Origin of the sequence: Kitasatospora sp. NPDC090091 (assembly GCF_044747365.1) — a bacterium.
Taxonomy (GTDB): Bacteria; Actinomycetota; Actinomycetes; order Streptomycetales; family Streptomycetaceae; genus Kitasatospora.
On record NZ_JBIVDY010000015.1, the window covers coordinates 201,357 to 221,048 of the forward strand.

At 76.2% G+C, this 19,692-nt stretch carries 15 protein-coding genes, 2 tRNA genes and 1 pseudogene; 5 read left to right on the forward strand and 13 right to left on the reverse strand.

Annotated features, from left to right (window positions below; genetic code table 11):
* Positions 1 to 43: 43 nt before the first annotated feature.
* The 6 genes from ACIPSC_RS25965 to ACIPSC_RS25990 form a co-directional block, all read right to left on the reverse strand.
* Positions 44 to 117, reverse strand: a tRNA-Lys gene (locus tag ACIPSC_RS25965).
* 108 nt (positions 118 to 225) lie between these two features.
* A complete protein-coding gene (locus ACIPSC_RS25970) occupies positions 226 to 777 on the reverse strand; it encodes a bifunctional DNA primase/polymerase (RefSeq protein WP_400828453.1) in 552 nt (183 codons plus the stop codon).
* Positions 778 to 921: 144 nt separating this feature from the next.
* Positions 922 to 1,329: a hypothetical protein gene (locus ACIPSC_RS25975; protein ID WP_400828454.1), complete on the reverse strand. Its 408-nt coding sequence runs from the start codon at positions 1,327 to 1,329 to the stop codon at positions 922 to 924.
* A gap of 251 nt (positions 1,330 to 1,580) precedes the next feature.
* Positions 1,581 to 2,981, reverse strand: coding sequence for an AAA family ATPase (locus ACIPSC_RS25980; RefSeq protein WP_400828455.1), 1,401 nt, complete (start codon positions 2,979 to 2,981; stop codon positions 1,581 to 1,583).
* Positions 2,982 to 2,988: 7 nt separating this feature from the next.
* On the reverse strand, positions 2,989 to 4,662 hold the full coding sequence (locus ACIPSC_RS25985) for a hypothetical protein (protein ID WP_400828456.1): 1,674 nt from the start codon (positions 4,660 to 4,662) through the stop codon (positions 2,989 to 2,991).
* Positions 4,659 to 6,017: a hypothetical protein gene (locus ACIPSC_RS25990; protein WP_400828457.1), complete on the reverse strand. Its 1,359-nt coding sequence runs from the start codon at positions 6,015 to 6,017 to the stop codon at positions 4,659 to 4,661. Before ACIPSC_RS25990 ends, ACIPSC_RS25985 begins: the two co-directional genes overlap by 4 nt.
* A gap of 357 nt (positions 6,018 to 6,374) precedes the next feature.
* Here ACIPSC_RS25990 and ACIPSC_RS25995 point away from each other — a divergent pair, with 357 nt between their 5' ends.
* A complete protein-coding gene (locus ACIPSC_RS25995; RefSeq protein ID WP_400828458.1) occupies positions 6,375 to 7,025 on the forward strand; it encodes a histidine phosphatase family protein in 651 nt (216 codons plus the stop codon).
* Between the two features lie 103 nt (positions 7,026 to 7,128).
* Here the strand turns inward: ACIPSC_RS25995 and ACIPSC_RS26000 are convergent, their stop codons facing one another.
* On the reverse strand, positions 7,129 to 8,769 hold the full coding sequence (locus ACIPSC_RS26000; protein WP_400828459.1) for a tetratricopeptide repeat protein: 1,641 nt from the start codon (positions 8,767 to 8,769) through the stop codon (positions 7,129 to 7,131).
* A 376-nt stretch (positions 8,770 to 9,145) separates the two neighbouring features.
* Here ACIPSC_RS26000 and ACIPSC_RS26005 point away from each other — a divergent pair, with 376 nt between their 5' ends.
* The 3 genes from ACIPSC_RS26005 to ACIPSC_RS26015 all read left to right on the forward strand — a co-directional run bounded on the left by ACIPSC_RS26005 (position 9,146) and on the right by ACIPSC_RS26015 (position 11,367).
* Positions 9,146 to 9,685: a hypothetical protein gene (locus ACIPSC_RS26005; protein ID WP_400828460.1), complete on the forward strand. Its 540-nt coding sequence runs from the start codon at positions 9,146 to 9,148 to the stop codon at positions 9,683 to 9,685.
* 119 nt (positions 9,686 to 9,804) lie between these two features.
* The gene (locus tag ACIPSC_RS26010; RefSeq protein ID WP_400828461.1) at positions 9,805 to 10,743 is read left to right on the forward strand and encodes a spermidine synthase; all 939 of its coding nucleotides are present in this window, start codon (positions 9,805 to 9,807) and stop codon (positions 10,741 to 10,743) included.
* Between the two features lie 156 nt (positions 10,744 to 10,899).
* The gene (locus ACIPSC_RS26015; RefSeq protein ID WP_400828462.1) at positions 10,900 to 11,367 is read left to right on the forward strand and encodes a GNAT family N-acetyltransferase; all 468 of its coding nucleotides are present in this window, start codon (positions 10,900 to 10,902) and stop codon (positions 11,365 to 11,367) included.
* Between the two features lie 50 nt (positions 11,368 to 11,417).
* Here the strand turns inward: ACIPSC_RS26015 and ACIPSC_RS26020 are convergent, their stop codons facing one another.
* From ACIPSC_RS26020 to ACIPSC_RS26040, 5 genes and pseudogenes are all read right to left on the reverse strand, one after another.
* Positions 11,418 to 12,368 (reverse strand): hypothetical protein, encoded by a 951-nt coding sequence (locus ACIPSC_RS26020; protein WP_400828463.1) that lies wholly within the window; start codon positions 12,366 to 12,368, stop codon positions 11,418 to 11,420.
* Between the two features lie 146 nt (positions 12,369 to 12,514).
* Entirely contained in the window at positions 12,515 to 12,961 is a 447-nt protein-coding gene (locus ACIPSC_RS26025) for a DUF4442 domain-containing protein (RefSeq protein ID WP_400828464.1), read from the reverse strand.
* A gap of 198 nt (positions 12,962 to 13,159) precedes the next feature.
* A tRNA-His gene (locus ACIPSC_RS26030) sits at positions 13,160 to 13,235 on the reverse strand.
* A gap of 170 nt (positions 13,236 to 13,405) precedes the next feature.
* Positions 13,406 to 14,014, reverse strand: a complete 609-nt coding sequence (orn, locus tag ACIPSC_RS26035; RefSeq protein ID WP_238862692.1) for an oligoribonuclease — start codon at positions 14,012 to 14,014, stop codon at positions 13,406 to 13,408.
* Between the two features lie 848 nt (positions 14,015 to 14,862).
* Positions 14,863 to 15,858: pseudogene (locus ACIPSC_RS26040) on the reverse strand (helix-turn-helix domain-containing protein); the annotation flags it as partial.
* Between the two features lie 1,087 nt (positions 15,859 to 16,945).
* Between ACIPSC_RS26040 and ACIPSC_RS26045 the strand changes: the two are divergent.
* Positions 16,946 to 17,821 (forward strand): GNAT family N-acetyltransferase, encoded by an 876-nt coding sequence (locus ACIPSC_RS26045; RefSeq protein ID WP_400828465.1) that lies wholly within the window; start codon positions 16,946 to 16,948, stop codon positions 17,819 to 17,821.
* Positions 17,822 to 17,967: 146 nt separating this feature from the next.
* Here the strand turns inward: ACIPSC_RS26045 and ACIPSC_RS26050 are convergent, their stop codons facing one another.
* Entirely contained in the window at positions 17,968 to 19,467 is a 1,500-nt protein-coding gene (locus ACIPSC_RS26050) for an HAD-IA family hydrolase (protein WP_400828466.1), read from the reverse strand.
* Positions 19,468 to 19,692: the final 225 nt, after the last annotated feature.

A 19,692-nucleotide genomic window follows, 5' to 3' on the forward strand; every position in this document is an offset into this window, starting at 1 on the left:
CCGGAAGGCCCTTCGCTCTCGCGAAGGGCCTTCCGACTGTCTGTGCGCCGCCAGGGACTCGAACCCCGGACCCGCTGATTAAGAGTCAGCTGCTCTAACCAACTGAGCTAGCGGCGCCTGCTGACAGAGAAGACTCTAGCAGTGGCCCGGGGTGCAGCCAAAATCGAATACCCGGGGCCCCGCGGCACCGGTCCCGGCCGAGTCCAGGCCCGGTCCCGGCCTGGCTCAGCAGGACGGCACGGCCACCGGCTCGGCCCGGCCGGCCGGCTCACGGGTGGCCCGGACGCAGGCCCAGAGCACCACCGACGCGCCCGGCAGCCAGGGGTCCCGCTCCTCCGGTGCCACGATCCACCGGCCGGAGCCCAGACCGGGGGAGTCCGGGCTGTTCACCATCCGCTGGACCGGCGGGACGGTCACCGCGTCGCCCAGGCCGTGGCAGAGCAGCGGCGGGACGTCGCGGGCCCACTCCTCCCAGGCCAGCAGCCGGCGCAGCCGGGGCGCGGTGCCGGGCTGGACGAACAGCAGGGTGCGCCCCCGGTAGACCGCGACCGGGCCGCAGCCGGGCCCGGAGGTCCACAGCTCGTCCAGCACCCGGCGGCCGAACAGCGCCGGCATGCTGATCACGTCGAAGGCGCGCCCGCAGGGCAGCACCGAGGGCGCCCACGGGCGCGACTCCCACAGGGCGCGCATGCTGCGCGGGTACTCGCTGGCGGAGGCCAGCCAGGCCTCTCCGGCCACGGTGACGTACTCCACCGACTGATACGTCCAGATGTCCACGGAAGCAGCCTGCGGGGTCCGGGGCGTGGCCGGGAGGGAAAGCGCGGTTTGCCGGACAGCGCGCGGGGGAGCGGCGTACCCTGCCCCGCGCATATGCCAGTGGCGAGGCCCAGCCGCCGAGGGGCGGGGGCCGGACGGGGGTGGTCAGTCGTCGTGGCGGCGCGGCTGGAGCAGGCCGCGGCCGTACTCGATCATCTTGGCCGCGTAGTCCGCGGTCCAGTCCGCCCGCTCCGCGATCTCGGCCTCGGAGAGCGCGTCGAACCGGCGGGTGTCCGCCAGCTGCGCGGCCGCGACCGCCTGGAAGTCGGTCGCCCGTTCGGCCGCCGCGCGGAAGGCCAGGGCCAACTCGGTGGAACGGCGCAGCAACTCCGCCGGGTCCTCGATCGACTCCAGGTCGAAGAAGCGCTCCGGCTCCGGCTCGGCGGCCTGCGGCTCGAACAGCAGCTGCGCGGGACGCCGGCGCGGGGCGGGCGCCTCGCCGGCGCCTGCACCCGGCCCGGCCGGCGCGGTCGAACCGCTCGGGTCGGACGCCTGGGCGTGGGAGTCGGGCATGTACGGACACCTCCAGGTGGTCGGTGGGGGCGGACGGACGGCGCCAGGGGACGCCGCCGCCCGGTCGTGGCCGTCGTCCATTGTCTCGCGGGGGCGGCCGGTAACGGAACGGTGCGCACCGGGGCGCTATTCCCGGCCGGTACGCCGGGGGCGTGCCCTGCCCGCCGAGCCCGGCCCACGGCGGCCCGCGGTCACGTGCGGTGACGGACGGTGGCTCGTCGTGCAGTCCGCGGGGGCCGGGCCCGCGTGCATCACCCCAGCCGGACGCGGTGCCCGGAGAGGTGCTGGAGCACCTGGTGGTTGGCCTCCCAGCCGTCCGGGAACGCGACCGAGACGCCCAACTGCACCGGCTCGGTGGACGGGTGTTCGTCCAACAGCTCGGCGATCCCCGCCCGGGCCACCACGATGCAGGCGTGCCGGTGCCGGGAGGCGAGCACGCAGAGCCGGCCCGTCTCCAGGTGGAAGGCGGTCGCGTCCGGCCGCCCGGAGAGCGGGTGCAGCACCACTGTGACGTCGTACTCCCGCCCCTGCAGCCGGTTGGCGGTGTCCACCGTCACGGCCGGCCCGGCGCTCGGATCGACCGGGACCCCGGCTCTGACCAGCGCGGCCCGGACGGCCGCCGCCTGGTCCCGGTGGGCGGTGCCGACCGCGATCCGCCCCGGGGTGAGCGGCGCCGACCCCTGCTCGGAGTGGGCCGTCAGCCCGCGCTCCAGCAGACGGCGGACGGTGGCGGCCACGGCGGCCACGGCCTGCGGATCGGTCCGGACGGTGTGCCGGGGCGGCAGCTCCAGCAGCGCCCAGCCGTGATCGGCCGCCCGGTCGATCGCGGCGTCCAGCGCCGAGCCGTCCGGCCGCACCGAGGCGGTGAGCCGCCGCTCCCCCGGGCCGGTGCCGGAGCGGAACGGCGTGAACGGGTAGAACGCGTCCGAGATCAGCGGCGCCGCGCTGGCCGGCAGCCGCCAGGAGACCGGCAGCCGGTGCGGCTCGATCTGCGGGTTGTGCGCGAGGAGCGTCACCACCGCGCTGCTGGACGGGTCGTACGACAGGCCGGCCCACTGCTCGGTGCCGACCACGGTGAACGGGTCCAGCTGGCCCGGATCCCCGACGAACAGGGCCCGCTCGAAGAGCCGGGCCACCGCGAGCAGGGCGTCCGAGCGCATCTGGTACGCCTCGTCGACGATCGCGTGCCGCCACGGCGCCTCGGCCTTCACCCACTGCCACTTCGCCGCGGTCGAGATCACCACGTCCAGCTCGGCGAGGTCCGCCACCTTGTCTGAGGGCGTGACGTTGGCGTGCCGCAGCACCTCGGGCCCGGGCCGGGAGTCGGCGGCGTGCAGCCGGCCGATCGTCAACTCCGGTGCCTTGTCGGCGAGCCGGTCGACCAGGTCGTCCACCTGGCCGTTGGTCTGGGCGACGATCATCAGCCGCTCGCCGGACCCGACCAGCTCCCGGGCGGCGCGCACCACCAGGGTCGACTTGCCGGCGCCCGGCGGGGAGTCCACCACGACACCGCGCGGCGCCCCGGGGGCCGGGCGGACGGTGGCCTCCAGGATGCGGGCCACCGCGGCGTCGGCGGCCGCACCGGGGGAGGGGGCCTGGGCGGGGACCGGGGACGGGGCCGCGGCGGCGCCGGGGCCCTGCTCGCTGCTCACTGCCGGATCACTCCCATTCCTCGAACACTGCTGACGCGGTGGCGGCCGGTCCCGCGGCCGGTCCCGCGGCCGGGACCGTCGGCGCGGTGACGGGTGTCCCGCTGCCGGGCGGCCCGCCGTGCGTCCACGGGGTGTCGTCCGGCTCGGGCAGCGGGGCGGACTGGCGGACCGTCAGCTCGAACAGGGTGAAGGTGACCGTCTCGCCCGGCTCGGGCAGGCTGCCCGGCTCCGGCTCCTTCTTCCGCCCCATGCCGGAGAGCACCCGCAGCGTGATGGTGCCCGCGGCCGCGTCGACGCCCGCGATCACCGCCTTCTGCGCGGTCGGGCTTCCCCCGTCCGGCCGGGGGGACCCCCAGACCCGGTGGGCCTCCCGGCCGAGGTCGGCGTGCGGCCGGTCGGCGGTGCGGAGCGTCACCAGCGGCCGCGGCTTGGGCGAGCGGCCCGAGGTGTCGTAGTCCGGCACCACCTCGGTCACCACGCCCGCGAACGCCTCGCCGGCCAGCCGGTGCTCGGCCATCGCCAGCGGGTCGTCCAGCGCCTCCTGGACGTACAGCCGAGCCTGCTCGCGCTCCCGCTGCGCCAGCTTCCGGGCCGCAGTCACGGCGTCGTCCTGCCGGGGCTGCGGAGGCTCGCCGGCCGCCAGCCGGTCCCGGTGACCGGTGTAGGACCAGCGGTCGCCGGTCCAGCGTTCCTCCAGGTGCCCGGCGGGCGGCAGGGTGCGCAGCAGGTCCAGGCCGGTCCAGACGTCGTGCCAGGTCGGCAGCAGGACCTCCGCCAGCTCGGCGCGGAGCAGGTCGACGGCGGCCCGGACGGCCGCCCGGGCCTGCTCGGCGGCCGCGGAGTCCGGCCGTTCGGCGTGCTGCTGCAGGGTCGCCACGGCGGCGTCGTAGCGGGTGATCGCCGGGCCGAGCACCAGCTCGTCGAAGCGCGGATCGGTGGCCGGACCGGCCGGCGGGTGGCGCAGCCGGCCGCGGTCGTCCCGGGCGGACTCGGCGAGCTCGGCGGCCTCGGCGCCGGAGAGGCCGGGCGGCGGCGCGTGCCAGGCCAGCCGGGCGGCCAGGTGCTGGTCCTCCAGGTGGCTCTGCCCGGTCGCCCAGTGCCGGGAGAGCAGCCCGGTCATCGGCAGCAGCATGCTGGACCCGGGGACCTGCGCGCGGTCGGTGAGGTGGGTCAGCCAGCGGCCGAGCAGCGGCACCCGGGCCGGCGCCGGGTACGGGCCCGGTTCGTCGTCCTCGACCGTGCGGCGGAACCTGGTCGAGCGGCCGATGAGCGCGAGGTGGTGCACGCCCCCGCCGTTCGGCACGATCAGCTGCGGTGCGTCGGCGCAGAGCTCGCGGAAGACCTGGGTCTTCTCGCCGGTCTCCGGATCCTTCTCGGAGCCCTCGATCTGCTCCACCTCGTCGCCGAAGGACTCCAGGTACGGCAGCAGGTCGGCGGCCAGCTCGGCCAGGAAGTCGAAGCGGAGCATGCGGTTGAGCGGCTGCGGGACGACGTGCAGGCCGGGTGCGGACCGGTCGGTGCCGAGCATGACGGCCAGCGGCGCGCCGGCCTCGCCCGCCGCGGTCAGCGGGACGACCACCATCGGGCGGTCGGAGAGGTGGCGGTGCCGGACGGTGGCCAGCGGTTCGGCGCGGCCGCTGCGGACGGCCTCCAGCCGGGCGAGGGTGCCGAGCAGGCTCATACGGCGGCCCCGGCGCCGACCGCCGCTGTGACCTGCGCGGCCGGGGGAGTTGCTGCCGGGGGAGTGGCCGGGGGAATGGTTGCCGGGCGGGCGGCTGCTGCGGGGACGCGGCCCAGCGCCTCGGCGCGGAGCGCGGCGGCGTACGCCAGCCGGGCGGCGGCCTCGTCGGCATCCGCCCAGGTGCCGGCGGCAGCGGCCTCGGCGTCGGCGTCGTCGCCGGTGGTGGGGGTGGGGTGGTCGGAGCCGGCGGACTCGGCCGCGGCGAGCGCCGCGGTCACCGTCCGGATGCTGCCCAGCTTGCCGCGCACACCCCGGCCGAGCTGCTCCACCCGGTCGTCGCACCGGGCCTGGGCGCGGCAGTGGAAGCCCAGCTCGCACGAGGAGAGGCAGTCCGGGCTGTACGCGGCGGGCACCGAGGCGACCGAGCCGGTCAGATCCTCGGCGGACCGGGCGGGCGTGCCGTCCTCGTCGGCCGCGAGATCGAAGCCGGTCCCGGGCGGCAGCGACTCCAGCAGCCGGCCGATGCCGGTCATCCGGCTCAGCTGGCGGCGCGTGGTGGCCAGCTCCCGGCGGACGTCCACCGGCACCGCCGTCGGCCGGTTGCTGAAGTCCTTGGGGCAGACCAGCAGCACGCTCAGCCACGGGCTGCCCGGCAGCCGCTGTTCGGTGTACGGGTCCGGGTCGACCTCCAGGCCGGCCAGCGCCGCGGCCGTCTCCTGCAGCGCCAGGACGTAGACGGCGGCCTGCCGGGCGGCGGCGCCGACCTTGGCCGGGTCCGCGCTGCCGTCCAGCACCGGGAAGGACTTGATCTCGACCACCGTGCACCGCCCGCCGTGCACCACCACGGCGTCCGGCTCCAGGTACGCGGTGCTGCCGGCCATGGTGAGCCGCAGCAGCGGGTGGTCCAGCAGCGTCCAGGCCGACGGGTCGGCCGCGGCCTCGGCCAGCGCGGCCGCCGTCCGCTCGGCCCGGACGGCCGGGCCGGAACGGCGCAGCAGATCGGGCACGGCCAGCCGGGAGCCGCCCTCCGCCGGGAGGCCGAGGTGGCGCCGGAGGGGCTCCAGCAGCGCCGCGTAGCCGTCCTCCTTCAGCCGGGACTCGAAGATCACGCCGCGCGCGATGGCGAACGGCGACTGCCCGAACGGTGCGGGGCGGCCGAGCCGGGCGGCCAGGGCGGACTTGTCCACGCCGGCGGCGTCGAGCACGGCGCGGCGGTGACAGCCGGGATTGGCGGCGAGCGCGGCGAGGGCGCGGGCGTTCAGGCTGCGCTGCGGCGCCGGACCGCGCAGCTCGGCGAGCCGTTGGGCGAGCGGCTCAGAGTGCCCGCTGGACGGGACGTTCGTCGAGACGTTCATGGTGCGGCCCAGTGTCGCATCCGGGTCCGACAATCCGGTCCGGCCCGGCGATTCGCGGCGATCTCCGGGCATCCGCGGGCATCCGTGGGCGGGCCCGGGCATCCGCGGGCATCGGTGCGCATCGGCGGCATCCGTGGGCAGGGACGGCCATCGGCGGGCATCGACGGGCATGCGTGCCGTCCGGGGGCGTGCGCGGCGATTCCGGGCCGTGCCGGAGCCGCCGCCGGGTTGCGGTCCGCCGCCGGGGCGCCGGGGCCGGGCCCGGAATCGTGGCCGGTCGGGGTGTGGGGGATCATGGAGTACCGGTGCTCAATGGTGAGACCGCCCGTTGCCACCGCCCCGCCGCGAGGAGCCCCCATGCCCGCCCGAATCGTTCTCGTCCGCCACGGTGAGACCGAGTGGTCGGCCACCGGCCAGCACACCGGCCGAACCGACATCCCGCTGACCGAGGAGGGCCGCGCGATGGCCCAGGCGCTCGGCGCCCGGCTGGCCAAGGCGCCCTGGAACGGTCTGCCGGACGCCGTCGTCTTCACCAGCCCGCTGGACCGCGCCAGGGAGACCTGCGCCCTGGCCGGCTTCGGCGACCGCGCCGTGGACCGCCCCGAGCTGCTGGAGTGGGACTACGGCCAGTACGAGGGCCGGACCGGCGCCGACATCCGCGCCACCGACCACCCCGGCTGGCTGATCTGGCGCGACGGCGTGCCCGGCGGCGAGAAGCTGTCCGACGTGGCCGCCCGGGTGGACGCCTTCCTCGCCGACCTCAACGACGAGCACGGTGTGCCCGAGGCCGACACCACCGTGATGCACTGCGCCGACCGCGACGTGGTGCTCTTCGCCCACGGCCACCTGCTGCGCATCCTCACCGCCCGCTGGCTCGGCCTGCCGCCGGAGTTCGCCCAGCGCTTCAAGCTCGGGACGGCCGCGCTCTGCGTGCTCTCCTGGGAGTACGGCGCACCGGCGGTCGAGGTCTGGAACGACCTCAGCCACCTGGAGGGCCTGAAGCACTGACCCGCCGCGCCCTCCCGGGCGGTGCGGCGGCCGCGCCGCCGGGGAGGGCGGGCCCCGTCGGGCGGGCCGCTCAGGGGTTGCCCGACCCCGGGCGGCGGCCGGTTCAGGCCGCGGCCGCCAGGTCGTACTGGACCAGGAAGTGGCCGACCTCCGGGACGTTCCGATGCACGCGCAGCCGCTCGGCGGTGTCCGCCAGCATGCTGCGGATCCGGGCCGAGCGGACCTCGCCGAACAGTGCGACAGCGGCCTCGCCGTGGTGGGCCGCGCCGGCCAAGTCCCCCCGGCCGAGCCGGTCGTGCGCCAACTCGGCGGTGTACAGCACCCGGTTGCGGACGAAGTGCGGCTCCTGGAGCGCTATGGCCAGCCCGGCCTGTTCGCTCGCCCGGTCCCAGTCGCCGAGGGCCGACCAGCACTGGGACTGCAGCCCGGCGATCTCCGCCTCGCCGAAGAAGGACATCCACTCCGGGTCCGCCTCGGAGGGGCCGCGGTCGAACAGCGTGTACGCGCGGGACAGCGCCCGTTCGCAGGCGGCCCGGTCCTGCAGCAGCGCCCAGCCGCCGGCCTCGCGCATGGCCAGCAGTGCGAGCAGCCGGTCGGAGTCGAGGTCGCGGGCGGCGGACTGCCCGGCCTGGGCGGCGCGCAGCGCCTCGCGCGGCCGGCCGGCGTCCCGGGCGAGGAAGGCGCTGTTGCAGAAGACGTGCGCCTCCAGGGCGGCGTCGCCCGCCATCCGGGCGGTCGCAAGCGCCTCGGCGTAGAGCGAGCGGGCGTCCGCCAGCCGGTTCGAGTCGTGCGCCAACCAGCCCACCGAGATGGCCAGTTCACCGGCCCCGGTCTGGAGCCGGCGCTCGGTCTCCGGGCCGTACTCGCCGTCGTTGAGCAGCAGATAGGCGGTGCGCAGCGACTGCCCGGCCCGCTCGAACAGGGCGTCGGCCCCGTGCGCGTCGTCCGCCAGCCGGATGTCCCGGACGGCCTGCTCGACGCCGAGCACCTCGGCCGTGCCGACCTTGCGCGGCGGCGGGACGGGCCCCGGCCGCCCGGGGACGAAGGCGGCGCCGGGCTCGAACAGCGCCGGCCGGGGACCGAACCGGCCCGCCCCGGGCCCCGCTTGGGCCGGGATGAAGCCGCCCGCCGCCCTCGTGGCGGCGCACGCGCCCGGGGTGGGGCGGGTGGCGGCGGCCTCGACCGGGCGGTCGAGGCCGATCACGGTGGCCAGCGCGGCGGAGCCGCCGGCCAGCAACGTACGGCGACGCACGTCGTCGTTCTCCTCGTCGAAATGGTGCGGTCCGGCGGGCCCCCGGGGCGGCGCCGCGGGCCTCGGCAGCAGGGGCCCGTCCGGCGGGGGCGCTTCCGCGTACGGCGAGGCAGCGTACGGGAGTTGGGTGGAGAGCGGTGATCGGGGGGCGGGCACGGGCGGGAACGCGGGGTGGAGCGGGGGTGGTTCGGCTCCGCCGCCGTCCGCCGGGCGGCGGCGGACGGCGGTGCGGGGGGAGAAGCCGAGGTCGGTCAGCGACCGGTCCGGCCACATGTGCCGGAAGACCCGCTCGTACGCATAGTTGGGGCAGCGGATCTCGCCCGCCTCGACCCGCCCGACGTAGCGGGCGTCGCAGGAGACGTGCTCGCCGATCTCGCGGGCGGCCCGGCGCACGGCCATGGCGAACTCGCCCGGCGAGCGGTCGCCGCGCAGCGCGCGCATCGCGGTGTTGGGCGACGGGCGGTTCGGCTCGGCCGGTGGGGTGGCTGCCATGATGCGCTCCGTGGTCGTGCTCGGTGCTCGGTGACTCGTGCTCGGTGCTGGTGCGGGGTGGCGGGGCCGGACTGCGGACGGCTGCGGGCGGGGTGGGACGGACCGCCGGCTCGCCACCGACAGTACCCGGAGTCACCGAGACGCTACGGCGAGTTTGTGGCTGATGTGCTGACAATTCGGTGTAAAGCGGGCGTGATTGCCGGGATCTGCCATGAAATGCCATGCCTTGCTGTAAGGCGCCCCGTGGCCTGGGCCGCGTCCTCGGCGTTGTCCTGATACGTGGAAGTCCCGCCCGCCGCCCGCCCCGCCGTCCCCCGCGGCGCCCCCGGCCCCCGGGCGGCGGTGCTTCCGACCGGACGAGGTGACAGGAGGGCCCATGATGGCCACCGGAGTACCGCAGTACCGCCGCCTGGTCGCCGGTGGCGTGCTCGCCGACGCCGCCCCCGCCCTGTTGCCCGAGCCGGCCGACGAGCGCGGGCCGGTCCGCGGCTCCGCGGCGGGCGGCCGCGGAGCCCCGTGCGGAGGTGGCAGTGCTCCGCTCCGGCGCCTCGGTGCGGACGACGCCGTTGCCGGCGGCGTGGTCGTCGCCGGCTACGACATGGTCACCGTCGCCCTGCGGCACGGGCTGGAGGCGGTCGACATCCTGCGGCTGCGCCGGGCCTGCGGCGTGGTGCTGCAGAGCCGCAACGGCAGCACCCTCTCCTTCTTCGTCCCGGCCGGCACGTCCGTCACCTGGCACCTGCCGGGCAGCTCCTGTACCGCCGGAGCGCTGCTGCTGCCCGCCGCCGACCCGCGCTGGGTGATGCCGCCCGCCGGAGCCGACTGCGGCGCCCGCCCCACCGACGCCTGGGTCCTCCGCTCGGCGCTCTGCGAGGCCGCCTGCACCCTCACCGCCGGCGGCCTCGGCCCGTTCTGAGCCGCGGCCCCCGACCTACCGCCCCTGTGGCCTTCCGCCCTGCCCGCGGGCCGCCTCTCCCCACCGCTCGGTCGCCCCGACCCGGCTGAGCTGCGGAGCCCTCCCGCGCGGCGGCGATAATGGCCGGTATGGGACGCAGCAGCAGAGCCGGCCGGGGCACGGACCGAAGCCGAACGGCGGCCGACCCGCAGCCGGCGGCCACCGGCCCCGGTGGCCGGACGCACGCCCAGGGCCCGCTCACCCGTCCCGTCGACTCCGGACTGGCCGAACTCCGCCCCGACCGCGACCGCCCCGCCGCCTGGTCGCTGCTGATCGACGGTGCGCCGCAGTCCATGGTCGACCTCGCCGACCCGACCCACCTGGGATTCGAGTACCAGCGCCGGCTCGGCCACCTGATCGACCTGGCCGCCCCGCCCGGCCGCCCGCTCACCGTCCTGCACCTCGGCGGCGGCGCCCTGACCCTGGCCCGCTACGTCGCGGCCACCCGCCCGCGCTCCCGCCAGCAGGTCGCCGAGATCGACACCGCGCTCACCGAACTGGTGCGCACCGAGCTCCCGCTGGAGCGGAGCTGGCAGATCAAGGTGCGCGGCGCGGACGCCCGCAGCGTGCTGGAGCGGGCCCCCGAGGCAGGCGCCGACCTGGTGATCGCCGACGTCTTCTCCGGAGCCCGGGTGCCGGCCCACTGCACGACCGTCGAGTTCACCGCTCTCGCCGCGCGGGCCCTGGCCCCCGGCGGCCGGTACGCGGTGAACATCGCCGACGGCGCGGGCCTGCCGTTCGCCCGCTCGCAGATCGCCACCCTCGGCGCGGTCTTCCCCGAGCTCTGCCTGGTGGCGGATCCGGCGGTGCTGCGCGGCAAGCGCTTCGGCAACCTGATCCTGGCCGCCGCGCACACGCCGCTCCCGCTCGACGAGCTGGGCCGCAAGGTGGCCTCCGACGCCGCGCTCGGGCGGCTGGAGCACGGCCGCTCCCTGGCCGACTTCGCCGCCGGCGCCGCCCCCGCCACCGACGCCACCGCGGCCCCCTCGCCGGCCCCGCCGCCGGGCGTCTTCCACTGACTGCACTGCGTCCGCGGCGTCGGTCCGCCGGTGCGGTGGGTCGGTGCGGTGGGTCGGGCCGGTGCGGAAACTGCTTGGCCGCGGACGGCGGACCGTAGAGAATGGGCAGCCCTGTCCGAAATGCGGACGGCCGTGACCGGACTGAGGGGGCGCGCGATGAGGATCAGACCTGCTCGACCGGAGGAGGCGGCGCTGCTCAGCGCCATCGCCCTGCGCTCCAAGGCGTACTGGGGCTACGACGAGGCGTTCATGGCCGCCTGCCGGGAGGAGCTGACCCTGGACCCCGCCGCGATCGAGCGGCGACGGACGGCGGTGGCCGAGGCCGACGGGCGGGTACTGGGCTTCGTCACCCTCGTCGGGGCGCCCCCGCAGGGTGAGTTGGGCATGCTCTTCGTCGACCCCGACAGCATCGGGCGGGGCGTGGGCCGCCGCCTCGTGGACCACGTCCGCGAGCGGGCCGGGGTGCTCGGCTTCCGCCGCCTCACCATCGACGCCGATCCGAACGCCGAGCCGTTCTACCTCGCGATGGGCGCCACCCGGATCGGCACCACCCCGTCGGAGTCGATACCGGGCCGTGAACTGCCCCTGCTCGCGCTGGAGATCGCGGCGGGCGCGGAGGCCTGAACGGCCCGGGGGCCCAACGGCCGCGGGGGCCTGAACGGCCGGGGCCGGCGTCAGTGGCCGCGGGGCAGCCCCCGGTGCTTGCACATCGCGGCGCCGGTCAGCAGCAGCCCGGCCGCGATCGGGGCGAGGACGGCCGTCCCGGTGCCCGCGAGGCCGTGCCCGACCGGATCGGCGGCGACCACCGCCGGATCGACGGCGGCGAGGTTCTCGTGCGCTGCGGAGCGTTCCACGGAGGCGGCGCCGGGTGCGCCGGTACTGCCAGGTCCGGACGGACCGGCGGTCGAACCCTGCCGATCGGCACTGCCCTGGACGGGCGGTGGGGCAGCCGGGCCGTGCGGCGCGCCGGGGGGTGGCGCTGGCCGTCCCGCGGCGGCGCCGGAACGGCCGTACGGCACCGCCGACTCCACGCCTTCGCCGTCCCGGGAGGCGCGCGCCTGAGCGGTGCGGGCCTGCACGGGCACGGTGCCGAGCAGCCCGGAGGCGATCGCGAATGCGTCCGGGACGGCGGCCGGCTGCCCGGGCAGCGGCAGGCCGCCCGCCCTGATCCGGCCCTGGAGGGCGTCGCCGACCCGCGCTCCGGCCGGGCCGGAGCCGGGGGTGGCGGCGGCCGTGGCGAGTCCGCCGAGCAGCCCGGGCGAGCCCGGTCCGCCGTCGCCGGCCGACGCCCGGCCGGAGGCGCGGGGCTGCCCGTCGGCCGATGCGCCGCCCCGGCCGCGGCCCGTGCGGTCGGGGCCCTCGCCCGGTCCGTTCTCCCGTTCCCCCTCGGCGGGCCGCTCGGCTGACCCCCCGTCGGGGGCGTCGTCGCCCAGGGCCCGGCCGACGGTGCGGTTCACCGGCTCGGGCAGCGGTTCGGCGGTCGCGGCGAGCGCCCCGGGCGCCCCCAGCCACCAGACCTGGGCGAGGAGTGCCCCGCCGACCGCGACGGCCCGCGCCCGGGTCGGCCGCCTACCGTCCGTGCGTCCCGTGAGGCCGACGCCGCGTCGGACGGGTTCCGGTGCCATGGTCGCGTGATTGGCTCGCACGTGAATCGAGAACGAGCGGACGGGCCGTGAGGTCACGGCCGCCGTTACGGACAGTCATCGCCGCGAGCCGCGGGCCGCGACCCCACTCACGACACTCCCTGAGGCCCGGACCCGCCCAGTGACGGTCAGGAGTTGGGGCGCAGGGTCCAGATGACGGTCATGACGCCGGTCACAGCCCCGTCGGCGCGGGTGATCTCGACGGTGACCGGGAACTCCGGGCGCTCGCCCTTGTCCAGCTCCGCGACGATGTCCGCGGCCGGGCGGCCCAGCACGGCCGTGGCGGTGACGGCGCCCATGGCCAGCTTCTTGTACGCGATCTCGGCGCTGACCGCGAGCGGCACCGCGCGCGAGAGCTGGTCGCTGAAGGCACCCAGGACGATGCAGCCGCTCGCGGACTCGGCGAGGGTGAACATCGCGCCGGCGTGCGGGCCGCCGAGGTGGTTGTGGTACTCGGGCTGGTCGGGCAGCCGCAGCACGGCGCGCTCCGGCGTGGTCTCCAGGTACTCCAGCTTGAGGGTGCGTGCCATCGGCACGGTGGAGTCCAGCAGCTGGCCGATCGAAGGTGTCGTCATGGTGGCCAGGTTACTAGCCGGTAGCTTCGAGCGGCAGACCCGCCGACAGATCTCACACCCGGGATCCACCTCGACGGATGCGGTCCGCGGTGCTCTCCCGCCGATTCCGTTGCGGGAGGTCGCCGGCTCCGGGGCGGAAGTCCCGGGCATGCGAAAACGCCTGAGGGCCGATCTCTTCCGAGATCGGCCCTCAGGCTCTGGGGTGAGTGACGGGACTCGAACCCGCGGCCACCTGGACCACAACCAGGTGCTCTACCAACTGAGCTACACCCACCATCTGTCCGGTCCGTTCCCGCTCTCGCGTTCCCGTTCCGACAGGAAGAACTCTACAGGATCCGAGAGGGTGCTCGCGCCAGGGTTTCGATCAGGCGTCCGCGGGCACCCTCCGGCCCGTTCCGGGAGCCCCCGACCGGGGGCCACCGGAACGCGCCGGGGAGGCCGGGTTCAGTCCGTCGACGTCGGGGCCTGGTACTTCTCGGCGATCGCCCGGGAGGTGTCGGTGTCCGGACCGGGCTGGGGGACGAACACCGCCTCGCGGTAGTACCGCAGTTCGTCGATGCTCTCGCGGATGTCGGCGAGCGCCCGGTGGTTCCCGCCCTTCTGCGGGCTGTTGTAGTACGCCCTCGGGTACCAGCGGCGGGCCAGCTCCTTGATCGAGGAGACGTCCACGATCCGGTAGTGCAGGTGCCCCTCCAGGGCCGGCATGTCCCGGGCCAGGAAGCCGCGGTCCGTCGCCACCGAGTTCCCGCAGAGCGGCGTCCGCCCGGCCTCGGGCGCGTACTCGCGGACGTAGGCCAGGACGAGGGCCTCCGCCTCGGCGAGCGTGACGCCGTTCTCCAGCTCGTCGAGCAGGCCGGAGGAGGTGTGCATGGCGCGCACCACCTCGGGCATGTTGGCCAGTGCCTCGGCGGGCGGGCGGATGATGACGTCGACACCCTCGCCGAGGACGTTCAGCTCCGAGTCCGTCACCAGCGCCGCGACCTCGACCAGGGCGTCCCGGTCGAGGTCGAGGCCTGTCATTTCACAGTCGATCCATACCAAACGGTCATTCACGCCACTCACCCTACGGCGCGATCACGCGCCGCGGGCACTGGAGGAGTCGAGCGCGGCGCCGGGGCGCAGGCCTCCGCGGCGCGCTCGCCCTGGCCGTGACCGTCCGGCTCGTGCGCCTCGTGCGCCTCGCGGGCCGGGTCGGCCTGGCCGACGGGGTGGGCCTGGTGGGCGTCCCGAGCGGTCCGGGCCTCGCGGCCCGGGTCCGGGGTCCCGGCCCGGCCGCCCTGCGGACGGACCTGGGGAGCCCGGACCTGCCGGGCCCGGCCCTCCGCCGTACCGGCCGCGGGGGCCGGCACCCGGCCGGCGGGCGCACCGTGCCCGCGGCCGCCACCCGGCCCGACACCGGGCACGCCGCTCCCGCCGGCCGGGCCGGAGTCGTCCGACGCCTGCTCGGCCGCGGCGCGGTGCCCCTGGCCCTGGCCACGAGCGCCGGGTTGGGGGTGGCCGTCCTCCGCGGCGGCGTGCTCCGCCGTACGCGCCGGACGCCCCGCCCCCGGACCGGCCTGCGGCGGGACCAGCGGCGACCGGGCCGGACCGCGCCCGGCCCCCGGCTGCCCGGGGTGCGGCTGGTGCGGGTACGGCTGCGCCGCGCGGGCGTGGAACCCCTGCGCCGCGGGCTGCCCGTGCTGGTGGCCGTGCTGGCCCGGATGCCCGTGCTGCCCCTGGTGCGCGGAGCCGCCGGCCGTCGGGAACGCGGCCCCGGCCGCCTGACCGTGCTGCCCGAGCAGTGCCCCGCTCGCCGCTGCGGCCGCCGCAGCGGCGGCGTGCGCGGCGGCCGACTGCGCGGCGGCGCCCACCGGCCGGAGCTCGCCCGCGTGCACCGGAACCGGCGTGGGCGCGGCCGTGCCGGGCCGCCGGGCCCGGTAGCTGGTCCGGTACGCGGCCGGCGAGACCCCGAGCTGGCGCCGGAAGTGCCCGCGCAGCGCGACCGGCGACCGGAAGCCGCAGCGGCGCGCGACGTCGTCCACCGACAGCTCCGAGGTCTCCAGCAGCCGCTGCGCCTGGAGCACCCGCTGGGTGATCAGCCACTGCAGCGGGGCACTGCCGGTCAGCGTGCGGAACCGCCGGTCGAACGTGCGGCGGCTCATGTAGGCGCGGGCCGCCAGCACCTCGACGTCGAACTGCTGGTTGAGGTTCTCCAGCGCCCAGGTGACCACCTCGGCCAGCGGGTCGTTGCCGATCTCCTCCGGTAAAGACTGGTCGATGTACTGGGCCTGTCCGCCGCCGCTGCGCCGGCTCGGTACGACCAGCCGGCGGGCCAGCGCGTTGGCCGCCTCGGCGCCGTGGTCGCTGCGCACCACGTGCAGGCAGAGGTCGATGCCGGCGGCGGTGCCGGCCGAGGTCAGCACGTCCCCGTCGTCGACGAAGAGCTCGCGCGGGTCGACGTGGACCCGCGGGTAGCGCTTGGCGAGGGTCGGCGCGTACATCCAGTGCGTGGTGGCCGGGCGGCCGTCCAGCAGGCCGGCGGCCGCGAGGACGAACGCACCGGTGCAGAGGCCGATGATCCGCGCGCCCTCGTGGTGGGCCTTGCGCAGCGCGGTGATCGCCTCGACCGGCGGCGGCTGGGAGATCGAGCGCCAGGCCGGAACCACGATCGTCCCCGCCCGGGCCAGCGCCTCCAGCCCGTACGGCGCGGAGAGCGTGAGCCCGCCGGTGGTGGCGAGCGGCCCCTCCTCCCCGGCGCAGACCAGCAGGCGGTAGCGCGGGACCCCGGCGTCCTGGCGGTCGACGCCGAAGACGGAGAGCGGGATCGAGCTCTCGAAGATCGGTGCACCGCCGAAGATCAGCACCGCGACGGTCTCGCGCCGGCGCCGGCCGGACAGCTTCCGGGGCGCGGCGGCCATCACGGGCACGGAGGTGCCGTTCACCCCGTGGCCGGTGGCGCCGTGGCTGCCCGGGGCGTGACCGGTCGGGGTGTGGCCGGTCGGGGTGTGGGAGCCCGGGGCGTGGCCGCTCGGGCTGTGGCCGTTGGCCCCGGCGGTGATGCCCTGGCCCGCCGTTCCGGCGGGGAGTCCGCCGGCGGGGGCGGGCGCCGGGCCGCCGGAGAACGCCGGGTACGCCGCGTCCGCCGCCGGCTGGCCGAGGGCTTGGCCGTAGGGCTGTCCGTGGCCCTGGCCGCCGTGCAGCTGACCCCCGTACAGCTGGCCGGTGTGCTGGCCGCCCGCGTGCAGTGCGGCGGCATGGCCGGGAATCGACGGGCCGGTATGGCCGACCGTCGCTGCGCCGTGGGCCGCCGCCTGATGGACGGACGATCGGCTGACGGACCGTCCACCGTGCTCCACCGCAGCCGAGTAGGCCGACGAGCCCGCTGCCGCGGACGGGGAAGCGGTCGGGGTGGGCGGGGCCGGAGCGGCCGCAGAGCTGTACGAGGGGTACGGGGCGGCGCCGGAGCTGCCGGAGAGGCGGGTGTTGGCAGCGGCGGAGGCGGCGGCTCTCGCGGAACGACCCGCGATGCCGGCCACCGGCTGGCCGCTGTCAGGACCCGCGTCGCTCCTGCTCACCCTGCTCAAGGCGCTCAAGCCCCCTCGGTGGTGTGGTGTGGTGGTGCGGCACTGCTGGCCAAGATCGAATCTATCGGGTGGACCGTTGCCGTTGTGACAAGTTCACCATCCGACGCTATGTCGACATGGCAATTTGGCGTGATGCATTCGATCACGAAGCGTGGCACCCGTCGACCCTTCTGGGAAGGGGGCCTGTGCAAGGGTGGCTGGTTGTCGCGGGACTGGTGCTGGGGCGTCAGGTTCCCGCGCGCCCGGTCGGCGGGTCTGGGCTGCGGCTTTGCCCAAGGCCGGGGGAGCCGCGCGAGATTGGCCGAAAATCGACGGTGCACACGAGGGCGCACAGGCGACAAAGCGTGCGCCTCCCTGGCTTCATCCGGCCAGTGCCGGGGCGGGTGAACAGCGGTCGACCGCCCCGCGCTAGCGTCCAGTCGTGAAGACCATCAGCCGGCTCGAACAGGCCACCGACAACGCCGCCGAATTCTGGCTCGCCCAAGCCCGCGCCCATGGTTGGCAGCGGCTCGTCGATCCCCGATTCACCGCGGTCCGCTGCGCCCGCACCCCGGAGGACGCCCACCGCATAGTGGTGACCCGCCCCGGCGGCGACATCGCCGCGCTGGAGGACGACGTGGCGGGCCTCATCCGGGAATGGGGCAGTACCGGCGTGACCGTGGAAGACCCTTACGGGATCCTGGACATGACCCGCCACGGCCTCGGCCACGGCCGCGCGATGGCCGTGATGACCCGCGAACCGGGCCCGCTGGAGAGCCCGCGGTCCGGTGCGCAGGCGGCCGTTCCGCCGTCTGACGGCAAGTCATCGGCGGGGCCGGGGGCGGGACCGGAGGCCGCAGGCCCCGTGGAGTCCTCCGGAGGCGGTCGCAGCCGGTCCCTGACGGTCGATGAGGTACTGGACGCCGACGGCTTCGCCGAGGTGGAGCGCGCCGTGGTCGACGGCTTCCCGATCGAGGCCAGCCGGCCCTGGACGCGCGGCGGGATGCTGCCGGAGGCGCTGCTGCACGAACCGGGCCTGCGGGCCTGGCTCGCCCGGATCGACGGTGCGCCGGCGGGTGCCTGCCTGACTTACGACGACGGCCGGGCCACCGGGGTCTACTGGGTCGCGACGCTTCCCGAGCACCGCTCCCGGGGGGTGGGCCGCGCCGTCCTGGAGACCGCGCTGGCCGACGCCCACCCGGACCGCCCGGCGACCCTGGTCGCCACCATGCTGGGCGAACCGCTCTACCGCAAGCTCGGTTTCACGGAGCAGGGCCGCACGCACTGGTGGACCCCCCTCGCCCCTGCGGCCGAGTAGCGGTCAGGGTGGCCGGCCGGCCGGACCGGGTCGCAGGTAGGGCCGGGTCGCCGGTTCGTCTGTTCGCCCGGCCCCGTCCGCCCGGCCGTGGGTGCCCGACCGCCCCGGCTTCGGGCGCCCGGGTGGGTGCCCGGGTCCGGCTCGCCTCAGGAGCGGACGGCCGCTGCCCGGGCGGTGGCCTCGCCAGTGCTCTGCGGAACGGCCGGGGAAGGCCGCGCGCCGAACCGGGCGGCCGGAGTCGCGAACAGCGTCCGTGCCGGGCGCTCACCCACCGGGCGTTCGCCCGCCGGGCCCTCGGCGGTGCGGCGCCCGCCGCCCGGTAGATCGATGCCCGTCCGCGGTGCGGCCACGACGGACGGGATGCCCGTCGCGACCGCCGCCAGACCGCCTGCGCCCGTCAGGGCCGCGGTGCCGGTCAGGGCCACGGTGTGGGAATAGGGCGCGGTGTGGGAAGAGGCCGCCGTGGTGGAAGGGCCTGCCGCGCCCGGCAGCCCCGCGGCATCCGTGGAGCGCGCGCCGCCGGCCGCCGCAAATCCGCCGGAACGGTTTCGGACAGCGATCTCCGCCGTCGGGGCCGCGAGTCCGTTCCACGCCGTGCTCCCGGCATTGGGCGCACGCACGCCGTCCGGGGCGGGCGCCGGAAGCTGTGCGCCTGGCCGCGCGCCGGCCCGCGCCGTCACCGCGCGGGCGCGCTCCCGGAGAGGTCCCGGGGCCGTGACCGCGAGGCGGCGCCGGGCGGCACCGCCGGCCCGGATCCCGGGTCGAAGACCCGGCGCGCCGCGTGCGGACAGCACCTGCCCGATCGCCTCCGGCAGGCCGGCCGCCTTCAGTGTCGGCCGGTAACCGGGCTCGGCCCAGGGCCGGCCGTGGTGCAGCCAGACACTGCGGAGCCCCGTCAGTTCCGCGCCCGCGATGTCGGCGGGAGCGTGGTCGCCGATCATCCAGGTGTCCGCCGTCCAGTCGCCGGTCGGCGCGACGCCGCACCGCTGGGCGGCGATCTCGAAGATCAGCGGGTCCGGCTTGACGCAGTCCGCCTCCTCCGAGATCACCCAGCCGTCGACGAGCGGGCCGAGGCCGGTCCGGCGGATCTTCTCCAGCTGCGGCCGGGTGTTGCCGTTGCTGACGATGCCGAGCGTCCAGCCCGCTTCGCGTGCCGTCCGCAGCGCCTGGACGTGCCGAGTCGGGCAGTGGATGTGGGCGTTGATGCCGCGCCGGTAGTGCGCCAGCAGGAATTCGAAGGAGTCGTCCAAGCCGTAGCGGCGTCGGACGGCGGACAGTACCGTGCTGCGCGGCACGTAGCCGCCGCCGTCGATGGTGACGAACCAGTCGACGTCGCCGGGCGGCAGGTCTCGTTCGGCCAGAAGATCCTGAGCCCAGGCCCGGAAAGCGGCATCCCTGGGGAGCAGCGTGTTGTCGAGGTCGAGCAGCAGCAGGGGCATGTCGAGCATGGTGCCAGCGGGCCCGGGTATGCATCTGGCAAATGCCAGAGGCCGTCGCGAACCGGCATGAAATGGCTGAAACCGGTATCGGCTTCCGCCCCCGGGTGCTCCGGGGCCGGGTCCGGGGAAGCCGGCATGTCGGGCGGTACCCTCCGACCGCCGGGGGCAGCGCGCGGTGACGGGCGGCAACGGATCGTCGTCGATCAATGACAGTCCGGTCACGGTGTCCGGGGGGCCTGTTGCGCCGCCCCGTCCGCTCAGTCAAGCTCCAGAGAACCTCCTTTGCCAGGGGGCGCGACCGCGCACACGACGGGCGCACCGCCGCCGGCGGGCGCATCCTCCGTTCGCGGGAACAAGGGTGATCCGGGGCTCCGCAGCTGGGCTGAGCCTTTCGCCCGTCGTACTCTGAAAGGAATAGGTCACAAACGGTGG

What these genes read in the sequence shown, in the direction of transcription:
- ACIPSC_RS25975 (WP_400828454.1), bottom strand. Translation starts at nt 1,329, where the DNA reads ATGCCCGACTCCCACGCCCAGGCGTCCGACCCGAGCGGTTCGACCGCG.
- ACIPSC_RS25985 (WP_400828456.1), bottom strand. Translation starts at nt 4,662, where the DNA reads ATGAGCCTGCTCGGCACCCTCGCCCGGCTGGAGGCCGTCCGCAGCGGC.
- ACIPSC_RS25990 (WP_400828457.1), bottom strand. Translation starts at nt 6,017, where the DNA reads ATGAACGTCTCGACGAACGTCCCGTCCAGCGGGCACTCTGAGCCGCTC.
- ACIPSC_RS25995 (WP_400828458.1), top strand. Translation starts at nt 6,375, where the DNA reads ATGCCCGCCCGAATCGTTCTCGTCCGCCACGGTGAGACCGAGTGGTCG.
- ACIPSC_RS26000 (WP_400828459.1), bottom strand. Translation starts at nt 8,769, where the DNA reads ATGGCAGCCACCCCACCGGCCGAGCCGAACCGCCCGTCGCCCAACACC.
- ACIPSC_RS26005 (WP_400828460.1), top strand. Translation starts at nt 9,146, where the DNA reads ATGATGGCCACCGGAGTACCGCAGTACCGCCGCCTGGTCGCCGGTGGC.
- ACIPSC_RS26010 (WP_400828461.1), top strand. Translation starts at nt 9,805, where the DNA reads ATGGCCGGTATGGGACGCAGCAGCAGAGCCGGCCGGGGCACGGACCGA.
- ACIPSC_RS26015 (WP_400828462.1), top strand. Translation starts at nt 10,900, where the DNA reads ATGAGGATCAGACCTGCTCGACCGGAGGAGGCGGCGCTGCTCAGCGCC.
- ACIPSC_RS26020 (WP_400828463.1), bottom strand. Translation starts at nt 12,368, where the DNA reads ATGGCACCGGAACCCGTCCGACGCGGCGTCGGCCTCACGGGACGCACG.
- ACIPSC_RS26025 (WP_400828464.1), bottom strand. Translation starts at nt 12,961, where the DNA reads ATGACGACACCTTCGATCGGCCAGCTGCTGGACTCCACCGTGCCGATG.